Annotated in this window: 16 protein-coding genes; 8 read left to right on the forward strand and 8 right to left on the reverse strand. The window is 40.7% G+C overall.

Annotation, left to right across the window (positions count from 1 at the left end):
* Positions 1-73 precede the first annotated feature (73 nt).
* Entirely contained in the window at positions 74-505 is a 432-nt protein-coding gene (gene fur / locus EGC80_RS14285; protein ID WP_101034645.1) for a ferric iron uptake transcriptional regulator, read from the reverse strand.
* Positions 506-865: 360 nt separating this feature from the next.
* On the opposite strand from fur, the gene cobB reads away from it, so the two are divergent.
* The gene (cobB, locus tag EGC80_RS14290; RefSeq protein ID WP_124013865.1) at positions 866-1,588 is read left to right on the forward strand and encodes a Sir2 family NAD+-dependent deacetylase; all 723 of its coding nucleotides are present in this window, start codon (positions 866-868) and stop codon (positions 1,586-1,588) included.
* A gap of 31 nt (positions 1,589-1,619) precedes the next feature.
* Positions 1,620-2,066 carry an AAA family ATPase gene (locus tag EGC80_RS14295; protein WP_164839561.1) on the forward strand — a complete coding sequence of 149 codons (447 nt, stop codon included), beginning with the start codon at positions 1,620-1,622 and terminating at the stop codon, positions 2,064-2,066.
* A 172-nt stretch (positions 2,067-2,238) separates the two neighbouring features.
* On the opposite strand, the gene EGC80_RS14300 is transcribed toward EGC80_RS14295, so the two are convergent.
* Positions 2,239-2,418, reverse strand: a complete 180-nt coding sequence (locus tag EGC80_RS14300; RefSeq protein WP_124013864.1) for a hypothetical protein — start codon at positions 2,416-2,418, stop codon at positions 2,239-2,241.
* Positions 2,419-3,158: 740 nt separating this feature from the next.
* Here EGC80_RS14300 and EGC80_RS14305 point away from each other — a divergent pair.
* Both EGC80_RS14305 and EGC80_RS14310 read left to right on the forward strand, forming a co-directional pair.
* Positions 3,159-5,339, forward strand: coding sequence for a bifunctional metallophosphatase/5'-nucleotidase (locus tag EGC80_RS14305; protein ID WP_233768505.1), 2,181 nt, complete (start codon positions 3,159-3,161; stop codon positions 5,337-5,339).
* Between the two features lie 213 nt (positions 5,340-5,552).
* A complete protein-coding gene (locus tag EGC80_RS14310; protein ID WP_124013863.1) occupies positions 5,553-6,782 on the forward strand; it encodes a YibE/F family protein in 1,230 nt (409 codons plus the stop codon).
* Positions 6,783-7,132: 350 nt separating this feature from the next.
* Here the strand turns inward: EGC80_RS14310 and ggt are convergent, their stop codons facing one another.
* On the reverse strand, positions 7,133-8,884 hold the full coding sequence (gene ggt, locus EGC80_RS14315) for a gamma-glutamyltransferase (RefSeq protein WP_124013862.1): 1,752 nt from the start codon (positions 8,882-8,884) through the stop codon (positions 7,133-7,135).
* A gap of 113 nt (positions 8,885-8,997) precedes the next feature.
* On the opposite strand from ggt, the gene EGC80_RS14320 reads away from it, so the two are divergent.
* Positions 8,998-10,173 (forward strand): GNAT family N-acetyltransferase, encoded by a 1,176-nt coding sequence (locus EGC80_RS14320; RefSeq protein WP_124013861.1) that lies wholly within the window; start codon positions 8,998-9,000, stop codon positions 10,171-10,173.
* A 30-nt stretch (positions 10,174-10,203) separates the two neighbouring features.
* On the opposite strand, the gene EGC80_RS14325 is transcribed toward EGC80_RS14320, so the two are convergent.
* The 3 genes from EGC80_RS14325 to EGC80_RS14335 form a co-directional block, all read right to left on the reverse strand.
* A complete protein-coding gene (locus tag EGC80_RS14325; RefSeq protein WP_124013860.1) occupies positions 10,204-10,821 on the reverse strand; it encodes a LysE family translocator in 618 nt (205 codons plus the stop codon).
* 103 nt (positions 10,822-10,924) lie between these two features.
* A complete protein-coding gene (hppD, locus tag EGC80_RS14330; protein ID WP_101030847.1) occupies positions 10,925-11,965 on the reverse strand; it encodes a 4-hydroxyphenylpyruvate dioxygenase in 1,041 nt (346 codons plus the stop codon).
* 70 nt (positions 11,966-12,035) lie between these two features.
* Entirely contained in the window at positions 12,036-13,196 is a 1,161-nt protein-coding gene (locus tag EGC80_RS14335; RefSeq protein WP_124013859.1) for a homogentisate 1,2-dioxygenase, read from the reverse strand.
* 229 nt (positions 13,197-13,425) lie between these two features.
* Between EGC80_RS14335 and EGC80_RS14340 the strand changes: the two genes are divergently transcribed.
* Positions 13,426-14,355 carry a LysR family transcriptional regulator gene (locus EGC80_RS14340; protein ID WP_124013858.1) on the forward strand — a complete coding sequence of 310 codons (930 nt, stop codon included), beginning with the start codon at positions 13,426-13,428 and terminating at the stop codon, positions 14,353-14,355.
* Between the two features lie 174 nt (positions 14,356-14,529).
* Entirely contained in the window at positions 14,530-15,318 is a 789-nt protein-coding gene (locus EGC80_RS14345; protein WP_124013880.1) for a TIGR00266 family protein, read from the forward strand.
* 199 nt (positions 15,319-15,517) lie between these two features.
* Here the strand turns inward: EGC80_RS14345 and EGC80_RS14350 are convergent, their stop codons facing one another.
* Positions 15,518-15,931 carry a YccF domain-containing protein gene (locus EGC80_RS14350; RefSeq protein WP_101030855.1) on the reverse strand — a complete coding sequence of 138 codons (414 nt, stop codon included), beginning with the start codon at positions 15,929-15,931 and terminating at the stop codon, positions 15,518-15,520.
* Between the two features lie 207 nt (positions 15,932-16,138).
* Between EGC80_RS14350 and EGC80_RS14355 the strand changes: the two genes are divergently transcribed.
* Positions 16,139-17,119, forward strand: a complete 981-nt coding sequence (locus EGC80_RS14355; RefSeq protein ID WP_124013857.1) for a 1-aminocyclopropane-1-carboxylate deaminase/D-cysteine desulfhydrase — start codon at positions 16,139-16,141, stop codon at positions 17,117-17,119.
* A 255-nt stretch (positions 17,120-17,374) separates the two neighbouring features.
* Here EGC80_RS14355 and EGC80_RS22450 read toward each other — a convergent pair whose 3' ends face one another.
* Complete coding sequence (locus EGC80_RS22450; RefSeq protein ID WP_164839471.1) at positions 17,375-17,548, reverse strand: hypothetical protein; 174 nt, start codon at positions 17,546-17,548, stop codon at positions 17,375-17,377.
* Positions 17,549-18,422 lie beyond the last annotated feature (874 nt).

Genomic DNA, 18,422 nt, shown 5'->3' on the forward strand with positions numbered 1-18,422 from the left:
TGGAAGCTTATGATAAATGTTAACCAATAAAAAACCAGCAAATTTGCTGGTTTCTTTGCTGCCCATATATTGACTATTCGTCAGCGTGATCACATGTATCATTGGTGCAATGACCATAAAGGTACAAGCTATGGTGAGTCAGCTTGATATTATGACGCATGGCGATTTCGTCTTGACGACGTTCAATTACGTCGTCAGAAAACTCAATAACTTTATCACATGTTAAACATACCAAATGGTCATGGTGTTGTTGAGTTGACATTTCAAACACCGCTTTACCACTTTCAAAATGATGACGATTTAGAATGCCTGCATCATCGAACTGGTTTAATACTCTGTATACAGTAGCAAGGCCAATTTCCTCACCTATTTCGAGTAACTTTTTATATAAGTCTTCTGCACTGATGTGCTGATTTTCTGGTTCTTGCATCAGTTCTAGAATTTTAACTCGCGGCAGAGTTATTTTTAATCCGGCTTTTTTGAGCGCTTGATTTCCATCTGTCATTGCTAATCTCTTGATTGCAGAACCAATCGGTTCATCGGTGGATAATCTAATCATTATATGTCTTGAGTTTAAAAACATAAACCTCTTAAGGTGCTTTATCAACCTATATGGAGATTATTTAGTAAAACACCCACTTAAGTTGATATTATTTGTTAAGGATCTCTCAATAAGCTTACTTATACTAAGGGATTATTGTGTCTATTTTGCTATCCGCTATTATTATGGCATCAACAAAATGAATTTTATGTGAATTTTTTGACCGTCGAATGACAACATTTTGTAACGTGAGAGCGTATTTTTGATATGGTTATTAAACGTTAATGACATTCTATGTTACACCATCACAATAAAGGACAAACAATGTACCGGCAAATTGTCGTGCTGACCGGCGCAGGTATTTCAGCTGAGTCGGGTATGAGCACATTTAGAGATCAACATGGCTTGTGGGAACAGCATCATATTGAAGATGTTGCCACCCCAGAAGGCTATGCCAGAGATATAGAGTTAGTCGAGCGGTTTTATAATACCCGTAGGCAGCAATTAAACAGTGGCGAGGTTGCGCCTAATGCTGCACATTTGGCATTAGTAAAACTTGAAGCAGAATTTACGGGTGAATTGCTAGTGATCACCCAAAATGTTGATGATTTACATGAGCGAGCTGGGTCCAAACGTTTACTGCATATGCACGGTGAATTAGCAAAAGGCCGTTGTCCACAATCATTACAAACATTTGTATTACGTGAGCCTTTTGGTGTGGACAACTGTTGCACTTGTTGTATTCCTGCGAAACGTTTACGGCCACATATTGTGTGGTTTGGGGAAATGCCTTTTGGTATGGATAGAATTCACGATGCGTTAGACCACTGTGATTTATTTATTGCTATTGGCACCTCTGGTACGGTTTATCCGGCGGCAGGCTTTGTCGACAGTGCCAACCATCATGGTGCTCAAACCGCGGAAGTTAATCTAGATCCAGCAGATCGTCATAGCCAGTTTCAATATCACTTTACCGGTAAAGCGGGTGAGATTTTACCTCAGCTAGTTGAAGATATTTTAGCGGGTAAAGTGATTGGCAGTGAGTGACGTGTTGGTTAATTCGATTGCTGGAGATGCCATCCAAACCAAGTTAGTGATTATTATGCGGGGCCTACCAGGCAGTGGTAAGTCTTATTGGGTTGAACAATTTATTGTTTCTCAAGGCGTTGAACAGGCGATTCATATCCGTCAGTATGGCCTGTTCTCAACAGATAGCTATTTTTATCAGCAAGGGAAATATCGCTTTATTCCGCAAAAATTAGCGCAATATCATCAGGCTAATTTAACGGCATTTATTCAGGCATTAGCGCGTAATGAGCCTATGGTTATTTGTGATAATACCAATATCGCGAAGTGGGAGTTTATAGCTTACGAGGCGGCTGCGAAAGCGTTAGGGTATAAGGTTAACCTAGTGCTGGTGGGACATCCAAATGACGATAAGCATCAACAACTTTGTGCGCAACGAAACCAACATCAAGTGTCATTAGTGCATATTAAAAAAATGGCCAAATTGTTTGAACAATAGTTGTTTGAACGAGAATTGTTGGGCTAGGTTGTGAGGTCACAAAAATAAAAAGGCGCATAACGCGCTTTTTTATAGGTTTAAACAGACCGTTTTGCTACCGAGGCAGTGGTTAAATCAATCCTATAGAGTGCAAAGCCGGCTAAATGTCAGCGGGTTTCGGCCACTCCGCCATTTAGCCTTGTTGATTATTACTAACAAACTTGTCGGCAACATCGCTGTATTGAGTTTCAAAACGAATGTCTAATGTAATAGTTGCATTGTCGATAGGGTTAAAATCCCAGTTATAATCAGCTGACGGGTCAACGATCCGATCATATCCGCCAATCGCATTTAGTTGTGATTGCTTAGTCATATCATGTGATCATGCATCATGGTTGGTATCTGGTCGTTCAAGCACTATGTGGTCAGAACGGGTACCAGAAAATCCCCCCTAAACGCACAGTGTTATTTGATGCCACGACAAATAATATTGTCGCTAAGTCACGTTCTTGTAAGACAGGTCACCTTCCTCTTTTTGTACCTATTAGCTTGTATCGCCTTCAACATAACGTCCTCCGGCCTTGAACTGCGCTCGTGTTATTTGAGCATTAGAGATAACTTTAGCTCTTGGGTCATCATGCACCAAGGTTAAAAACCATTACATGCTTGCCACAACAACGCCAATAGGTTGGTTTAAGGACTCGATAGTGCTCTTGTGTTCGATTTCAACCGCGTCACGTAAGTTATCTTCAGCTTCAACGAAGGCTTATTTATTCGCATTGTCGCAGGTAGGATGTGCTTTAGCACTTGATTTTTCATGAATCATGGTCAATTTTTCTTCAATTTGGCGTTTGACTAAGTCAATGCCTAATTCAAAATATTTACTGCTTTGTTTTTATCCGATATTCCAAAATGGATTGCAGAATTGTGATCCAGCCACTCCTATTAACTAGAGTATTTGCACTATATCACGTTATTTAAGCGTGGCGTTCTTATACTCGAACACTAGTCAGCTATGGCGAACAATACGTCAAACGGATAATTACAATAGGCTGACAAAGGGCAGAAGGGATTGTCTTCTGGGGTTAAATGACAAATTTAAGAGTAATGTATATGTTAAATAAGAAAGTATTAGCGGTAGTGATTTCTGCTGCACTTGGACTAACCGCTTGTAATGGTGATGACGAGATTGTTTACGTTGATAAACCGATAGATAGTGCTATTTCGTCTACGGTTGCTGAAGGTAAGACGTTATCAAATACACCCGATATCATCGTAAAAAGTGCAATTCAAGATGTTAGTGAAGTGACGATTACCATCGCTGCGACATCCGATTTACACGGGCGTCTCTTTGGTTATGACTATGCTATCGATGGTGAAGACAAAGATGCAGGCCTAACACGTATAGCCACTCTACTTAAAGAAGAAAAAGCCAAAACCAACAACATGATCTTGATTGATATCGGTGATACCGTTCAAGGTAACTCTGCACAGCTATTCAATGATCATCCAACCCATCCAGTTGTTTCAACACTTAACGCCTTAGATTATGATTTATGGGTTCCTGGCAACCACGAATTCAACTTTGAAAGAGAGTTTATTGATCGTAACCTTGCTCACTTCAACGGTGCCGTGGTATCAAGCAACATCAAGTGGGAAGAGAGTAGCACTAATTACATCCGCTCTTTTCAAGTATTTGAAGTCGACGGCGCTAAAGTGGCTATTGTAGGTCTAACACCTTCAAATATACCCAACTGGGAAGCTTCAGCTCCGGATCACTTCAAAGGTCTAAAGTTTGATGAAGAATTAGCATCAACCCAAGCGGCTGTTGATACATTGATAGCAAAGCATCACCCTGATGTTATTGTTGGTGCTTTCCACCTAGGCAGAACTTCTGGTGGCGGCACTGGTGTTTACAAAATTGCTGCTGCTATGGCAGATCAATTCGATGTTATTATCGCAGGCCACGAGCACGCAACCTATATTGAAAGCATCACTAAAAGTGAGGTTGGGGCCGATATTGTTACTCAAGATATTTCGGCAGAAGGAAAACACTCAGCGGAAGATAAAACCCTTGCGGGTGTTTATGATGAATCTAATCGCACAAACAGCGTTAAGATTATCGAACCCGGTAAATGGGGCTCTGCGTTAGCCAAAGCTGATATCAAACTTAAAAAGAACGCTGCTGGCAAATGGGAGATGGTGGATACCACACTCGCGAATATTTCTACATATAATATTGAGCAAGATACCGATATAAGTGCTCAGTATCAATATGTCGATGATATGGCTAAAACTGACGCGCAGGAAGTGATTGGTAAAGTCGTCGGTGTGTTTACCCCTGGTGGCGGCGCTGATGAAGCGGTTCATGAAGATATCAACAACGAGGTAGGCAGACTCTATACCACTATCCATACAGCCAAAGTACAAGATACCCCGCTAATGGATTTCATCAACGCGATTCAGTTACAACAATCAGGCGCTGATATTTCGGCAGCATCGCTATTCTCTGATGGTTCAAACCTTATTGACGGTCAAGATTACGCTAAGAAAGATTCTACCCGTTTGTACAAGTACGATAACACCTTAATAGGTGTCAATATTACTGGTGAAAATCTAAAACGCTATATGGAATGGTCATACAGCTATTTCAACCCATACAAGGATGGTGACATTACGGTCTCATTCCGTAAGGGCGCGAAGTCATATAACTATGATCAGTTCGATGGCAAGATTAACTTCGTGGTCGATCTCACTGGCGATGTACTCACCATGGACGAGAATTATAAGGTCACCAATGAAGGTAGCCGCATTGATATTTCTGAAATCAATGGTGAGCCATTTGATCCTAATGCAACTTATAAATTAGCACTTAACAGTTACCGATACGGTTCTCAAGTGAAGAAATATGGTTGGGTGTCTGACACTGGAGAAGATAAATTCTACGACTCTGTCAACGAAACTACTTACGCCATTCGTGACATGCTAACTGGATTCGTGCTAACCAATAAGGCGGTTAATGCTGGAGATTACATCAACAACAACTGGGAGTTTAAGCAGTACCAAGCCAATGGTGCCATTACACTCGCTCGTACTGATAAAGGCGCTGGTCAAGCACTTTGGACTCAGCTTGTGAATAAGGAGATCTGTGTCAAGATTGATCCTGAAAACCCTAAATACCCAGGGATTCTTCACTCAGTAAACTTCAACGATGCTTCTAGCTACTTTGCTAATCCTAACAAGGATAATGCAGATCAAGATAAAGTATATGAAGGTTGCGTAGAAGCTCCATAATCTAAAAATGTCATTGATAAAGGCCCTGCAACGGGTCTTTATCCGCTCTAGCTCCAAATAACACTCGCTTCAAAATTTGCAGAAATATATTAACGTTTAGCAATAAGCTTTAAAGAACGCCCTTGTTAACAAAGCCTATTGCTAAATTTGAATGTAATTGAATTGATATTAACCATACTCACTTTATTGAGGCTTTTTAATGAAAGACTGCCTATGTTAAAAGACTACCGCTTTGCCATCCTAATCACCTTCATCTCAACTATGATATTTTATTTTTCCCCCAGCTTGAGTGAAAACTTTAAAGCAAAATCATCATTGCAACAGAGTTTTGTTGAAGCCATAGTGACCGATGTTGTGAGCAACGAACTAGCACCCGATCTTAGGGTGCCTTCGATATTAACGGGTAAACAAGTCTTTAATGCGGAAATATTAGAAGGTCCAGAAACCGGTAAGATAGTCGAAATTCAAAATCCTCTTAGCCGCCAACACAACGTGCTGGTTGAGCAAGGTGATGTCTTTATCATGATGATCCGTATTACCGGACGAGAGAAAGTCTATTGGGCTTACAACCACAAGCGCTCAACGGCCATCTATTGGATGGGATTTTCCTTTGTACTGCTATTACTCTCCTTTGGTAAGAAAGAGGGATTTCACTCAATCGTGTCACTTTACTTCACCGCGGCGCTTATTATAGGGGTGCTTATACCCAGCATCTTCGCAGGATTTAATCCGGTGCCTATCACCATTATTTTGATGGGTATCAAAATCGTGGTTAATTTTATCTTAGTTTCAGGTTATAACCGCAAAAGTTTTTGCGCTATGGGTGGCACCTTGTTGGGGGTTATTGCAGCAGGCATCATGGCGCAAGTCTTCGGGGAATTTGCCCACCTGTCGGGTATATACCTAGATAAAGGTGAGGATGTTATCTATATATCCAATCAAGTACTGCAGGTGCGCTGGTTAATGTTCGTCGCCATTATGATATCGGCATTAGGTGCGGTTATGGACGTAGCCATCTCCATTGCCTCTGCTTACAACGAGCTTAGGATTACCGACCCAAAACTCTCACCAACTCAGTTGATGCGGGCTAGTATGAATATTGGTAGAGATATCATGGGCACCATGACGAATACGTTAATCTTGGCTTTTGCAGGCAGCTCTCTCACCACGATTATGATGGTTTGGGGTTTAGACATGCCTCTGACTCAGTTTATCAATACCCCAGTTATCGCATTGGCAATTATCCATGCGCTCGCGGGCAGCGTCGGTATTGTACTGACTATTCCACTTACCGCATGGTTAGCTAGGTATATGCTAAGCCCATCAAGTGTTATGCCAAAAGAGGCAGTCGCAACAGCCACTGATTCAACTGCAGCCGACGTCATCACTAACGCCATTAATATTGAGCCAACCACGGCACTTAACCCTGCGAATGAAAACTAATGCTTACTGCATTAAAATGCTCATGACTCATACCCGCAGATCTTTGGAGATTTTTTATTGTCGAACTCGTTGTCATTATTCAATATATTTGTGTTTTAGTGATGGTTGATCATGGCGAGTGTATATATGGTCAGAATTAATAGGATTGTTAGAGTCATAAAATTATTATTAAGCTATTTATCTTGAGTCAAATTAATCCAATAAAGGCCGAGTTGAGCTATAACTTATTTGTTCTGTTTATTTGTTCTGTTTATTTGTTCTGGTTATTTGTTCTGGATATTTGTCATTAATGATAGCGGTTTTAGATTAATAAAAACCGCTATCATTTTTATAGGTAAATACTGAGCATTTTAGTAACCGATGGCGGCAGAACCTGAACGTCTTGGATCTGACGCCCCAAAAAGACCTTGTTCTGTCATCATTATTGATTGGGTACTGCCCATCGCATTTCCTACTTTGACTTTGTGACCTTTTGCTTCAAGTAATGAAATGGTATCGCGATTTAATGTATGTTCTACCCAAATAAAATCGGGTAACCATTGATGATGCATACGCGCAGCGGCTGTCGCTTCAGCAATATTCAACTTATGGTCGATGACGTTCATGATCATTTGTAGGGTAATATTAATAATGCGCGAACCACCTGGGCTGCCGGTGACAATATATGGCTTACCATCTTTCATCACAATCGTTGGGCTCATTGAACTAAGAGGACGTTTATTGCCTTCTACTGCATTAGCTTCACCACCAATTAACCCATAACCATTAGGTGTACCAGGTTTAGCCGAAAAGTCATCCATTTCATTGTTTAATAACATACCCGTACCTTTAGCGACTAGGCCTGAGCCATAACTAAAGTTAAGGGTATAAGTATTAGCAACCGCATTGCCCCATTTATCGATAATCGAAAAGTGAGTGGTTTGATCGCTCTCATATGGAGCCAGTTTTCCGGGTTTAATTTCGCTGCTGGGTGTGGTTTTATTAATGGATATTTTACTGGCTATATTTTTAGCGTATTCAGGGCTTATCAATTGTTTCATGGGGACTGAGACAAAATCTGGGTCGCCTAAATACTCACTACGATCAGCATAGGCATATTTCATGGTTTCGGCCATAAGATGCAAAGTATCTGCGCTATTGTGGCCTAATTTATCAATGGGGAATTGCTCGAGTACTTTGAGCATTTCGATAATATGAATGCCGCCTGAAGAGGGTGGTGGCATAGAGACCACTTCATAACCACGGTAATGACCTCGTACAGGCTCACGTTCAACGACTTTATAGTTTGCAAGATCCGTAAGACTCATCATGCCGCCGGCATTGGTAACAGCAGTAACAATTTTTTCCGCGGTTTCGCCTTGATAAAATCCTTTACTGCCTTTTTCTGCGATTAACGATAATGAATGGGCTAATTCTGGCTGTTTAAAGATCTCATTGACTTGGTAATTACTGCCGTCACCATGGTAGAAAATTTCTGCTGAACTTGGCCATTGGGTGATCCGTGACTTAAGGCCACTAAGAGAGTTTGATAAATCAGAGGTTACCGAAATACCGTCTATGGCTAACTTCATGGCAGGGGCAATAACCTGTTTCATGCTCATGGTGCCATATTGCGTTAACGCAAGTTCCATCCCCATCACGGTGCCAGGAACACCAACGGCTAAACCATGTTCACGACTGAGTTTATCGACGGCATTGCCTTGCTCATCAAGGAAGATATCTTTATAGGCTTTTGCCGGTGCGGTTTCACGGTAATCGATGGCAATGGTTTTATTTTGCTCCGCTATATGCACCAGCATAAAACCGCCACCACCGATATTACCCGCACGAGGTAATGTCACTGCAAGCGCGTATGCCACTGCCACAGCAGCATCAACGGCATTACCTCCTTGTTTCAAAATATCAACGCCAATTTGACTTGCTAATGCTTCTTGGCTTGAAACCATGCCATGCTTAGCATAGATTGGCTGAGCCGTTGCCATTTCACTAAAAATGGATGTTTCGTTTGCTTGGCTGTCAGCAATATGAAGCGCAGGATAACAAAGTGTCAGTGTTAATGCGGTGCTCAAAAAAAGCGGTGTTAATTTAGGGAGTCGAGTCACGATCAATCCTTGGTGTGTATTGAGAAGATACTGTGATAGAACATGCCACATGAGAGCAATAATTGGTATGAGTTTTTAGGCCTAGAGCATTATTGATAATAGGGACAGTGTGGGTGAAAAAAACACAAGCACGAGTTTATAAATATAAGTTTATTAACAATATTAGTGATATAGACAGTAAAGTATGGCATGACTTTTTTGGCGTGGAACATCCTTTTACACGTTATGAATATTTATCTGCACTCGAAATGAGCCGATGTGTTAGCGCCGAAACGGGCTGGACACCTATGCACCTTATGGTGATGGATGCGGATAATGTTGTGGCATTGATGCCGCTCTATCTTAAAACTCATTCTTGGGGCGAGTATGTGTTTGATTGGGCTTGGGCTGAAGCGTATGAGCGCCATAATATAGACTATTATCCCAAACTGGTGAGCAGCATTCCATTTACACCCACAACGGGTCAGCGTATAGGCTTCAATTCCGAGCTTTCAACCCTCGAGCAGCAACAGCTTATTGGCCATATTCAAACTTACTTGTCGCAAGCGGTAATTAAACACAATTGGTCATCTTGGCATTGTTTATTCACCACGCCCGATCAACAGCAACAGTTGACACAAGCCGGGGTAATGGAACGGGTTGGTTGCCAGTTTCATTGGCACAACCAAGGTTACGTTGATTTTACGGACTTTCTTGGTACATTAACCTCTCGTAAACGTAAAAACATCCTCAAAGAGCGAACCTTAGCAAGACAACAGCTAGCGTTTCGCTTTGTTGATGGCGACAAGGCCACTAGTGAACAGTGGCAGGGTTTTGTTCGCTGTTATCAAAATACTTATTTAAAGCGTTCTGGTCACACAGGTTATTTATCGCCAGCTTTCTTTGAACAGATAGCGGCAACGATGGGAGCGTCAATACGGTTATTAATGATTGAAAATATTGAAGGACAATTAGTCGCATCGGCACTGTACTTTGTTTCAGGTACGCATTTATTTGGCCGCTATTGGGGAGCATTAACCGAATGTGATGGGGTGCATTTTGAAGCCTGTTACTACCAAGGAATAGAGTACGCCATCGCCAACAAATTAGCGGTATTTGATGCAGGTGCCCAAGGTGAACATAAGGTGGCTCGAGGATTTTCCCCGGTCAAAACCACCTCAAGCCATTTTATTGCCCATGAAGGCTTTAATGAGGCAATTGGCCATTTTTGTGAGCAAGAGCAATCACACATTGATATTTATATGCAGCAAATGTGCGAACAACTGCCGTATAAGACTAATGATAAATGATAAATGATAAATAGAGTCGTTCAGTATGGGTTAGCCTAGTGCTAACCAGATCCCAACAAGTACCATTAAGCTTCCCGCGATACGGTTCATTAAGCGAATGTTATCTCCCCGGCTTAGAAATAGTCGTAAGCTTTTACCGCCACTAGCATAAGCTAGCATAGAGACGCTTTCGGTTATCATAATAATACCGAGTAATACCGCCAGTTGTGGTCCTACGGCATTATCGACATTGATAAATGGCGGTAATAACGAAATCATAAACGCCCAACCTTTGGGGTTGGCAATCGCGGTAATAAATCCTTGGCTGATTAAACTGATGCGACTGGCTTTCACTTCAAGGCCAGTGATGATGGCCATTTTGCCTTTAGCGCGCCACATATTAATGCCAATGTAGCCAAGGTACGCACCACCAACCCACTTAAGAATGTCGAACAATTGCGGGTAATTTAGCATGATGCTGGCAACCCCAAGTACTGCTGCAATGGCGACCAAGGCCACGCCCACTAATTCACCCAACATCATCCACAAGGTTTTTCGCACGCCAATACTCATGCCTAGGGTCATGGCTAACGTCATGCACATACCCGGAGTGATAGAGACAAAAAAGAACGTCGGAATAAAAACGGCGAGTACAGCGTAATCTGGCATTGAAAAATTCTTTGGTTAACGAAATTGATGGCAGAGTGTAATAGGCTAAAATGATAAAAACCAGCATTTTGCTGGTTTTTATGTATCACTGAGTGTCTAAAAACTAGAGCACGCCGCGCTTGATTTGATCGCGTTCAATGGATTCAAATAACGCTTTAAAATTACCTTCACCAAAGCCGAGGTTATTTTTACGCTGAATGATTTCAATGAAGATTGGCCCAAATAAGTTTTTGGTGAAAATTTGTAATAAATACCCATCTTCATCACCATCAACCAAAATCTGATGGTGCTTGATACGATCGTGATCTTCTGTCACCTGTGGCAACTTCTCAAAAATGGTGTCGTAATATTCAGGAATAATATCCAGTGTTTGGATTGAGGTATCTTCCATTGCATCTAATGAGGCGACAATATCACGACTTCTGAACGCCAGATGTTGAACGCCAGGGCCATTGTATTCACCCAAATATTCATCAATTTGATTTTTGTTATTGCCTTTACCTTCGTTAATTGGAATGCAGAAGCTGCCATCTGGAGAACGAAGTGCATAAGACACAAGCGATGTTTGCGCACCACTAATATCAAAATAACGTACCTCGGTAAAACCAAAAATATCTTTATAAAAGTTAGCCCACTTTTCCATGGTGCCTTTGTAGACATTGTTGGTCAAATGGTCGACCTCCATAAAGCCTTTCTCAGGCGTGATGACAGGTTGCTCTAAATCGACAAAGTCAGTTTGATAAATATTGTTTTGTTCACCAAAGGTGTCGATAAAGTAAATTAAGCTGTCACCAATACCGTAAATGGCCGGGTATGGCATGTCTTTATTGGCATCATCTGCGGGTTTTGCACCACGAGCTACCGCTTCTGTAAAGGCAAAGTTAGCATCTTCAACGCGCCAACCCATGGAACAAATTGCCGGACCATGAGATTTTGCAAATTGAGCAGAAAAGCCTGCACGGCCTTTATTCAATAAAAAGTTAATGTCGTTTTGTTTATAGTAAACAATGTCATTATCTTTGGCTTTTTTTAGCATTGAAAAACCAAAATCAATAAATACTTGGTGCATATATTCAGTATCTGGACTGGCAAATTCGGTGAATTCAATGCCTAACAGGCCCAGTGGGTTTAGTTCGCTTGCCATTTTGTCTTCCTCTATTTTATGTCAACACGTCATCACTCTTAGGTGACTTGGGGTAGAGATAAATGTGATCTTAGTTTTCTAACCAAGAGCGGTTGTAATCATCACTCATGCAATTTTTAACATGAGAGGTTAAATTTAGTGGGGCGAAGGTATCGACCATCACCGCATATTCGTAGGTGTCTTTTTTGCCGATAGAGGCTTCTGTGCGACCAGGTTGAGGCCCATGTGGCACCCCTTTTTGGTGTAAGGTCATGTAACCCGCTTCAATACCGGTGCGGCTCATAAAATCGCCGTCGACGTAATACAAGACTTCATCGCTGTCGATGTTGTTATGGTAATAAGGTGCAGGAATCGATTTAGGGTGAAAGTCATAAGGACGTGGAACAAAATTACAAATAACAAAGTTATGGGCGCTGAAGACTAAATGCTCTGACGGCGGCAAATGAATTTTACCTACTTTAGGGGCATATTCGCTAATGTTGAATGCCCATGGATACACACACCCATCCCAGCCGACTAAGTCAAATGGATGCCATTGAAGTGTCATTTCTTGGTAGCGCTCACCGAATTTACACATTAACGGAAACTCACCTTTTTCAACCACTGCATCAGTCAAGGTTGGCGTACGAATGTCTCGTTCACAGTAAGGAGCAGACTCCAACATTTGGCCATATTCGTTTCTAAAATGCTTTGGCACTTCCACCATGGACGATGATTCGATAACAAATAAACGCACATTTTGATAATCGTTAAATTTCAGCTGGTAAGTTGTCCCGCGAGGAATAATTAGGTAATCCCATTTTTGGGTGTTAATCACCCCATATTCACTGAGTAGTTGTCCTTCACCCTCGTGAATAAACACCACTTCGTCAGCATAGGCATTGCGATAAAACGCATTGGTGTCTTCAGTGACTTTAGCGGTATACATCGCCACGTCATTATTGAAAAAGATTTTATTACGGGCGCTGAAAAAGTTGCCTTGGCAGTCGGCTTGGCGCGAGTCTATTTTGTAATTTTGGATCAGTGGGTCTTGCCATTGTTCACCATGAGATAACGAGTAAGGTTGAACGTCTATCGCTTTGGTTGGCATATTGTGATGGTATTTATTCGAATAAATATTCGAAAAGCCATGAGTTGAAAATAATTCTTCACGATACAGCTCACCATTGTCTTTTTCGAAGGCAATATGCCGTTTGGTCGGGATCTGACCTTGCTTAACATAGAATGGCATGTGGTTGTCCTATGGTGGAGCGACTGTGAGTGTCGTGATGTTTGTAATACGATTGGTATTGATTGTTATGGCCTAATCGCATTGGGTAAATCAATTTGTGATCTAACTAACAATTTAGTGGTAAAGATCAACAAAAAAAAAGAATAATAAAAAGCTTAACTCAATCTATTTATTAGATTGTTATGTTAACTTTACATTAGTGTACGAATAACGAGACAGTGGAAATCTTATGCGAATAGATATTGATGCCTTTAATGTACTGCAAGTGCTTGTTGAAGAAGGAAGTTTTTCGAAAGCTTCTGAGCGCTTACATAAAGCGCAATCGGCGGTTAGCTATCAAGTTAAAAAATTAGAGCAACATCTTGGGGTCACATTATTTAACCGCGATAATTATCGCGCCGAATTAACCCCTGAAGGCAAGGTTATTCTGGCTGAAGGGCAACGATTACTGCAGCATTTAGCCAATATTGAACATCTGGCCAGTCGTTTTAGTCAGGGGTGGGAGCCTAAGCTTGAGTTAGTGATAGACGGTGCTTTACCGATGGAACCGATCATGACCGCGCTTAAGCGCATGTCAGAACACAATATACCCACTAAAGTGCAGCTTAATATGGAGTTTTTAGGCGGCGTACAGCATCGCTTTGAGCGCGACCAAGCAGACTTAATGTTGGTCAAGGATTATCGTACTGGCCCCTCGTATCATCCTAAACCGTTACCTACGATTACCAGCGTGCTAGTGGCGTCATCACAACATCCATTAAGTCAGTTAAAAGGCATTAGTTTGCCCGAGTTACAACAACATGTTGAGTTAACCATTGAAGATTCATCTCCTGGTAAACGTGACCGCGATGAAATGCAGTTTGGCGGCGATAAAGTATTTTATTTGTCAGGTTTTATTATGAAAAAAAATGCCTTACTAAAAGGTCTAGGTTTTGGTTGGATGCCGGATTTTTTAATTGCTGAAGAATTACATCAAGGGCAACTGATCGAGATTGATTTTATTGGTGGTAACCGCTTTAGTTTTACACCGCAATTAGTGTCCACACTTGAACGTCCGCTGGGGCGAGCAGGGCAACTATTTACCGAGCTTATTCTGCAAGAATTTGCTCGATATCAACAGCAACAACAATCAGGGTTAAGTGGAGCCGGATTAGGGTAAACATTGGCATAATTCTATTAACTAACATAGAGATAATACAACGTGGATCCAGTATGTTGATATATTGTTATGTTAAATCGCCGATCATTTTGTTACCTTAAATCATACGTATCGAGCAATGCCTTATCGATGTTGGGCGATTGCAAACATTAAATAAATTTTTAGGGAATGAAAATAAGCATGAAAAGTCATGAAGTAGATTATGAAATTATTGGTTCTAGCATGCAGCTGGTTGAAGTTGAATTAGACCCAAATGAGTCTGTGATTGCTGAAGCGGGTGCCATGACCTATGTCGAAGAAGATATTGGTTTTGAAGCCAAGATGGGTGATGGCTCTGAGCTAGAATCTGGTTTTTTTGGTAAGTTACTTGGTGCGGGGAAACGGGCCATTTCCGGTGAGGGTATTTTTATGACCCACTTTACCAATGAAGGCCAGCAGAAACGTAAAGTGGCTTTTGCGGCGCCGTTTCCGGGGACCATTTTGGCGATAGACTTAGCTCAACATCAAGGCGAGCTTATCTGTCAAAAGGACAGTTTTTTAGCGGCAGCCTTAGGCACGCAAGTGAGCATGAAATTTAATAAGCGCTTAGGAACCGGGTTTTTTGGTGGTGAAGGATTTATCCTACAAAGCCTTAAAGGTGATGGCATGGCGTTTGTGCATGCGGGTGGGACACTGATAAAAAAAGAATTGCATGGTGAGACCTTGCGGGTCGATACGGGTTGTTTAGTTGGATTTACTCCCGGGATTGATTATGACATTCAGCGTGCGGGCTCGTTAAAGTCGATGGTATTTGGCGGAGAAGGCCTGTTTCTTGCCACTTTAAAAGGTCATGGGACTGTGTGGTTACAAAGCTTACCGTTTTCTCGTATGGCTGACAGAATTATTGCTCATGCGCCTTCAAATGGCGGTAAAGATCAAGGTGAAGGTTCAGTACTCGGTGGAATAGGGCGGATGATTAACTAATCGGGATATTAGCATTGAGTGCTCAGACGATTATAAGTCATCGCGCCGATTTAGTCTGAGCTGTCCTTAAAGGGATTGAATAATTTTTGTGTGCCCAAAATGCGTCAATGGCAATTAAAGGTTGTCGATGCTATTAGGCAAATAAAAACCGATAGCATTAGGCTATCGGTAATTAAGAATAGCGGCAGTTCACATGTCATTAATAAGTGGGTTTAGCGATAATAGTTTGCCCGATAGGGGTTAAACTTAACAAGGCCAACTTAATGTGTTGTATCGCAAAGGGGATCCCAATAATGGTGATGAAACAGGCTAATGCATGCACTAAATGACCAATAGCGAGCCAAATCCCAAAACATAAAAACCATAGCACATTACCCACTAAGCCTAGTGTGCCAGTACCAATATCTTCTTGGCCAGAAATGTGTTTGCGGTTAACGGTTTCTTGTCCAAATGGCCAAAAAGCTAATTCGCCAATAACAAAACAGGCTCTGCCAAAAGGGATGCCAATGATACTGATAAAGCACAGTACCCCCACAAGCCACCAAGCAAGGCCCATAACAAATCCACCCATTAAAAACCAAGCAATATTAAAGATTAAGCGTAAAAGTGACATTTTCATTCCTATCAAGAGTCAATATTAATTACTATATAGCGATAACTAGCGATAATCATGCCATTATTATAAGCTTATGATTCTAATTGTTTAAATGTTATTTTCGACATTGAGTGTCTGTTAGGTCTGACAATTAATACAAATGAATCGATGAGAATTATCATTTTTTAGTTAAAATACCCATATTACAGTTGATTGAGAGAAGACATGTTTTCGATAAGCCCAGTAGAGTCGATGAACTTTGACGGCCACACCCTCTACATTAAGCGGGATGATTTATTGCATGCTGATTTCAGTGGCAATAAAGCACGTAAGTTTTATCATTTTTTGCATCATGATTATTCATATGTGACCCGCCTAGTAGGGGCCGGTTCTGCACAAGCTAACTCTTTGTATTCATTATCTGTGCTGGCTAAGCAGCAGGGCTGGCAATTTGACTATTACGTTAGCCATATTAGCAAATTTTTACTACAACACCCCCAAGGCAATTACGCTGCCGCGATACAAAATGGGGCTAATATTATTAATGTTGCTGAGTTGCCATATGCCGATAACATAGCCGGCATGCATTTAGATGATGTTGTGCAATACATTATGTTATCAACTCCGACTTACGCCGATAAACAACATCTACTGTGTATTCCTGAAGGTGGGCGCTGTGAATACGCAGAAACGGGTATTGCGCAGCTTGCGAGTGAAATTATTGAGTGGGCTCAGATTAGACAACAAATTAAGCTCATGGTTTTTTTACCTTCTGGTACCGGCACCACAGCAGCTTATTTAAATAAGCAACTAATACAACAGCTCGCTCAATTGCAATTAACACCAGTACTTACCATTGAGGTATTAACCTGCAGCACGGTTGGCGGTGATGATTACTTACGCCAGCAATTTTCACAATTAATTGATGAAGTTTATTATCCTCACATTGTTAGTGATGGGCATAAATATCATTTTGGAAAATTATCGCAACGTTGTTTTGATATGTGGCAAACCGTATGTCAGTCTGGAATTGAATTTGAGTTGTTGTATGACCCTGTCGGATTTTTAGTCTTACAACATTATTTGAAGACTAATACGTTGACTAATACTGATATTTTATATGTACATCAAGGTGGGATATTAGGAAATAAAACGATGTTGCCAAGGTATCTACGAAAGTTTTCAAATTCGATTAACGCTTCATGACAACGAAAACGTAGTCACGCTCTAATTTTCGTCAGATTTACGACGATTAAGAAAATTAACTCATTGATAAAATGGGTTTTGTGTGAGTTTCGTTAGGTTTTTTGTTCTTATTCGACTGAGGTTTGAACTGGAGTAGTCGTAAAGTAGTAATTCATTTTGCTCTGTTTTAATAAACATCGGTAATTGAGAGGAGAATACCGAGAAATGAGTTTATTAAATACCAGAGCAAATGATTAACGCTTAGCGTTAGGGATATTACTTATTTGCAGAGATTAACCATTTCATGAAGTTCATTGCTTCAATGCGCTTTGAAAAGGTCTTTTTGTTTTTACCTAAGCTGTCGGTAAAAGCAATTGAGTTTTTGTTTGACGAAATAGAATTAACCGGGAAGCTAACTGAGATTTCGTGTCCATTCATGTTGTATGACATTGGTCACACTCCTTTTTATATATTCACCATTAGGTGAGACAATTGTTCAATAAAATATCCTTGGCATTTTTTAGTGTTGCGAAAGATTAATGTTTCGAGATTTAACTTACCCTATCTTTTACTCACTAATCAAGTGTTGTTATGTCAATAGTTGATTAAGGTCTACTTTGTGTCAGCAACATTGATGTTGTGACATAACCTTAAGGCACTTGATACAAATGGCACTTAATTTTGTAAGTTGAACATAGTTTTATGACAGCAAGATTACGTGGATAGAAATTATCGTATCAACATAGATCAATTGAAAATCAAAAACGATGAACATAAGCTTGTCTTGGGTTTATTTACGAAGTGAAGTTGAGCAGACTTACAGGTAGGTAACCAAAATTAACAAGAAAACTAAATCTACATGGATAATATACTGAGTGTTTGCATATGGCAATAGTCTTTTTCAAATTTTAATCAAATTAAAGCTCATTTCGATTAAAAAATAAGCAATGGGGCCAGCTGTGCGGTTGTTTATACTTAAAATAGCCTGTGATGCGGACATTTTGTAAAAATAGATGATGAGCATGCTCATCACTTATGCTCTACCTAACGGTGTTAACAACGTAAGCCCAGCTATGCACTAATCATGTCTAAACCACCCTAGCTTAACTTTGTTTACTGAAACAAATTAAGCTAAGGAACTTCAAAACGGAATAATAAACGTTTATTAAACCGCACCTATAACTCTAGATGCGTAGCATTGGCCCAGAACTTCAGCAATTGATGATTCAATATACCTTGCTAGCAAAACAAAGGCTAAGTTCACTGTTAATAACCTGAAGATAGACTGAATTTATCCGTTTATCACATTTGATATTACGATTTT

Origin of the sequence: Shewanella psychromarinicola (genome assembly GCF_003855155.1) — a bacterium.
Taxonomy (GTDB): domain Bacteria; phylum Pseudomonadota; class Gammaproteobacteria; order Enterobacterales; family Shewanellaceae; genus Shewanella; species Shewanella psychromarinicola.

Coding starts and splice junctions, on each gene's coding strand:
- fur (WP_101034645.1), bottom strand. CDS start 505: ATGACAGATGGAAATCAAGCGCTCAAAAAAGCCGGATTAAAAATAACT.
- cobB (WP_124013865.1), top strand. CDS start 866: ATGTACCGGCAAATTGTCGTGCTGACCGGCGCAGGTATTTCAGCTGAG.
- EGC80_RS14300 (WP_124013864.1), bottom strand. CDS start 2,418: ATGACTAAGCAATCACAACTAAATGCGATTGGCGGATATGATCGGATC.
- EGC80_RS14305 (WP_233768505.1), top strand. CDS start 3,159: ATGTTAAATAAGAAAGTATTAGCGGTAGTGATTTCTGCTGCACTTGGA.
- EGC80_RS14310 (WP_124013863.1), top strand. CDS start 5,553: ATGTTAAAAGACTACCGCTTTGCCATCCTAATCACCTTCATCTCAACT.
- EGC80_RS14325 (WP_124013860.1), bottom strand. CDS start 10,821: ATGCCAGATTACGCTGTACTCGCCGTTTTTATTCCGACGTTCTTTTTT.
- hppD (WP_101030847.1), bottom strand. CDS start 11,965: ATGGCAAGCGAACTAAACCCACTGGGCCTGTTAGGCATTGAATTCACC.
- EGC80_RS14335 (WP_124013859.1), bottom strand. CDS start 13,196: ATGCCATTCTATGTTAAGCAAGGTCAGATCCCGACCAAACGGCATATT.
- EGC80_RS14340 (WP_124013858.1), top strand. CDS start 13,426: ATGCGAATAGATATTGATGCCTTTAATGTACTGCAAGTGCTTGTTGAA.
- EGC80_RS14350 (WP_101030855.1), bottom strand. CDS start 15,931: ATGTCACTTTTACGCTTAATCTTTAATATTGCTTGGTTTTTAATGGGT.
- EGC80_RS14355 (WP_124013857.1), top strand. CDS start 16,139: ATGTTTTCGATAAGCCCAGTAGAGTCGATGAACTTTGACGGCCACACC.
- EGC80_RS22450 (WP_164839471.1), bottom strand. CDS start 17,548: ATGTCATACAACATGAATGGACACGAAATCTCAGTTAGCTTCCCGGTT.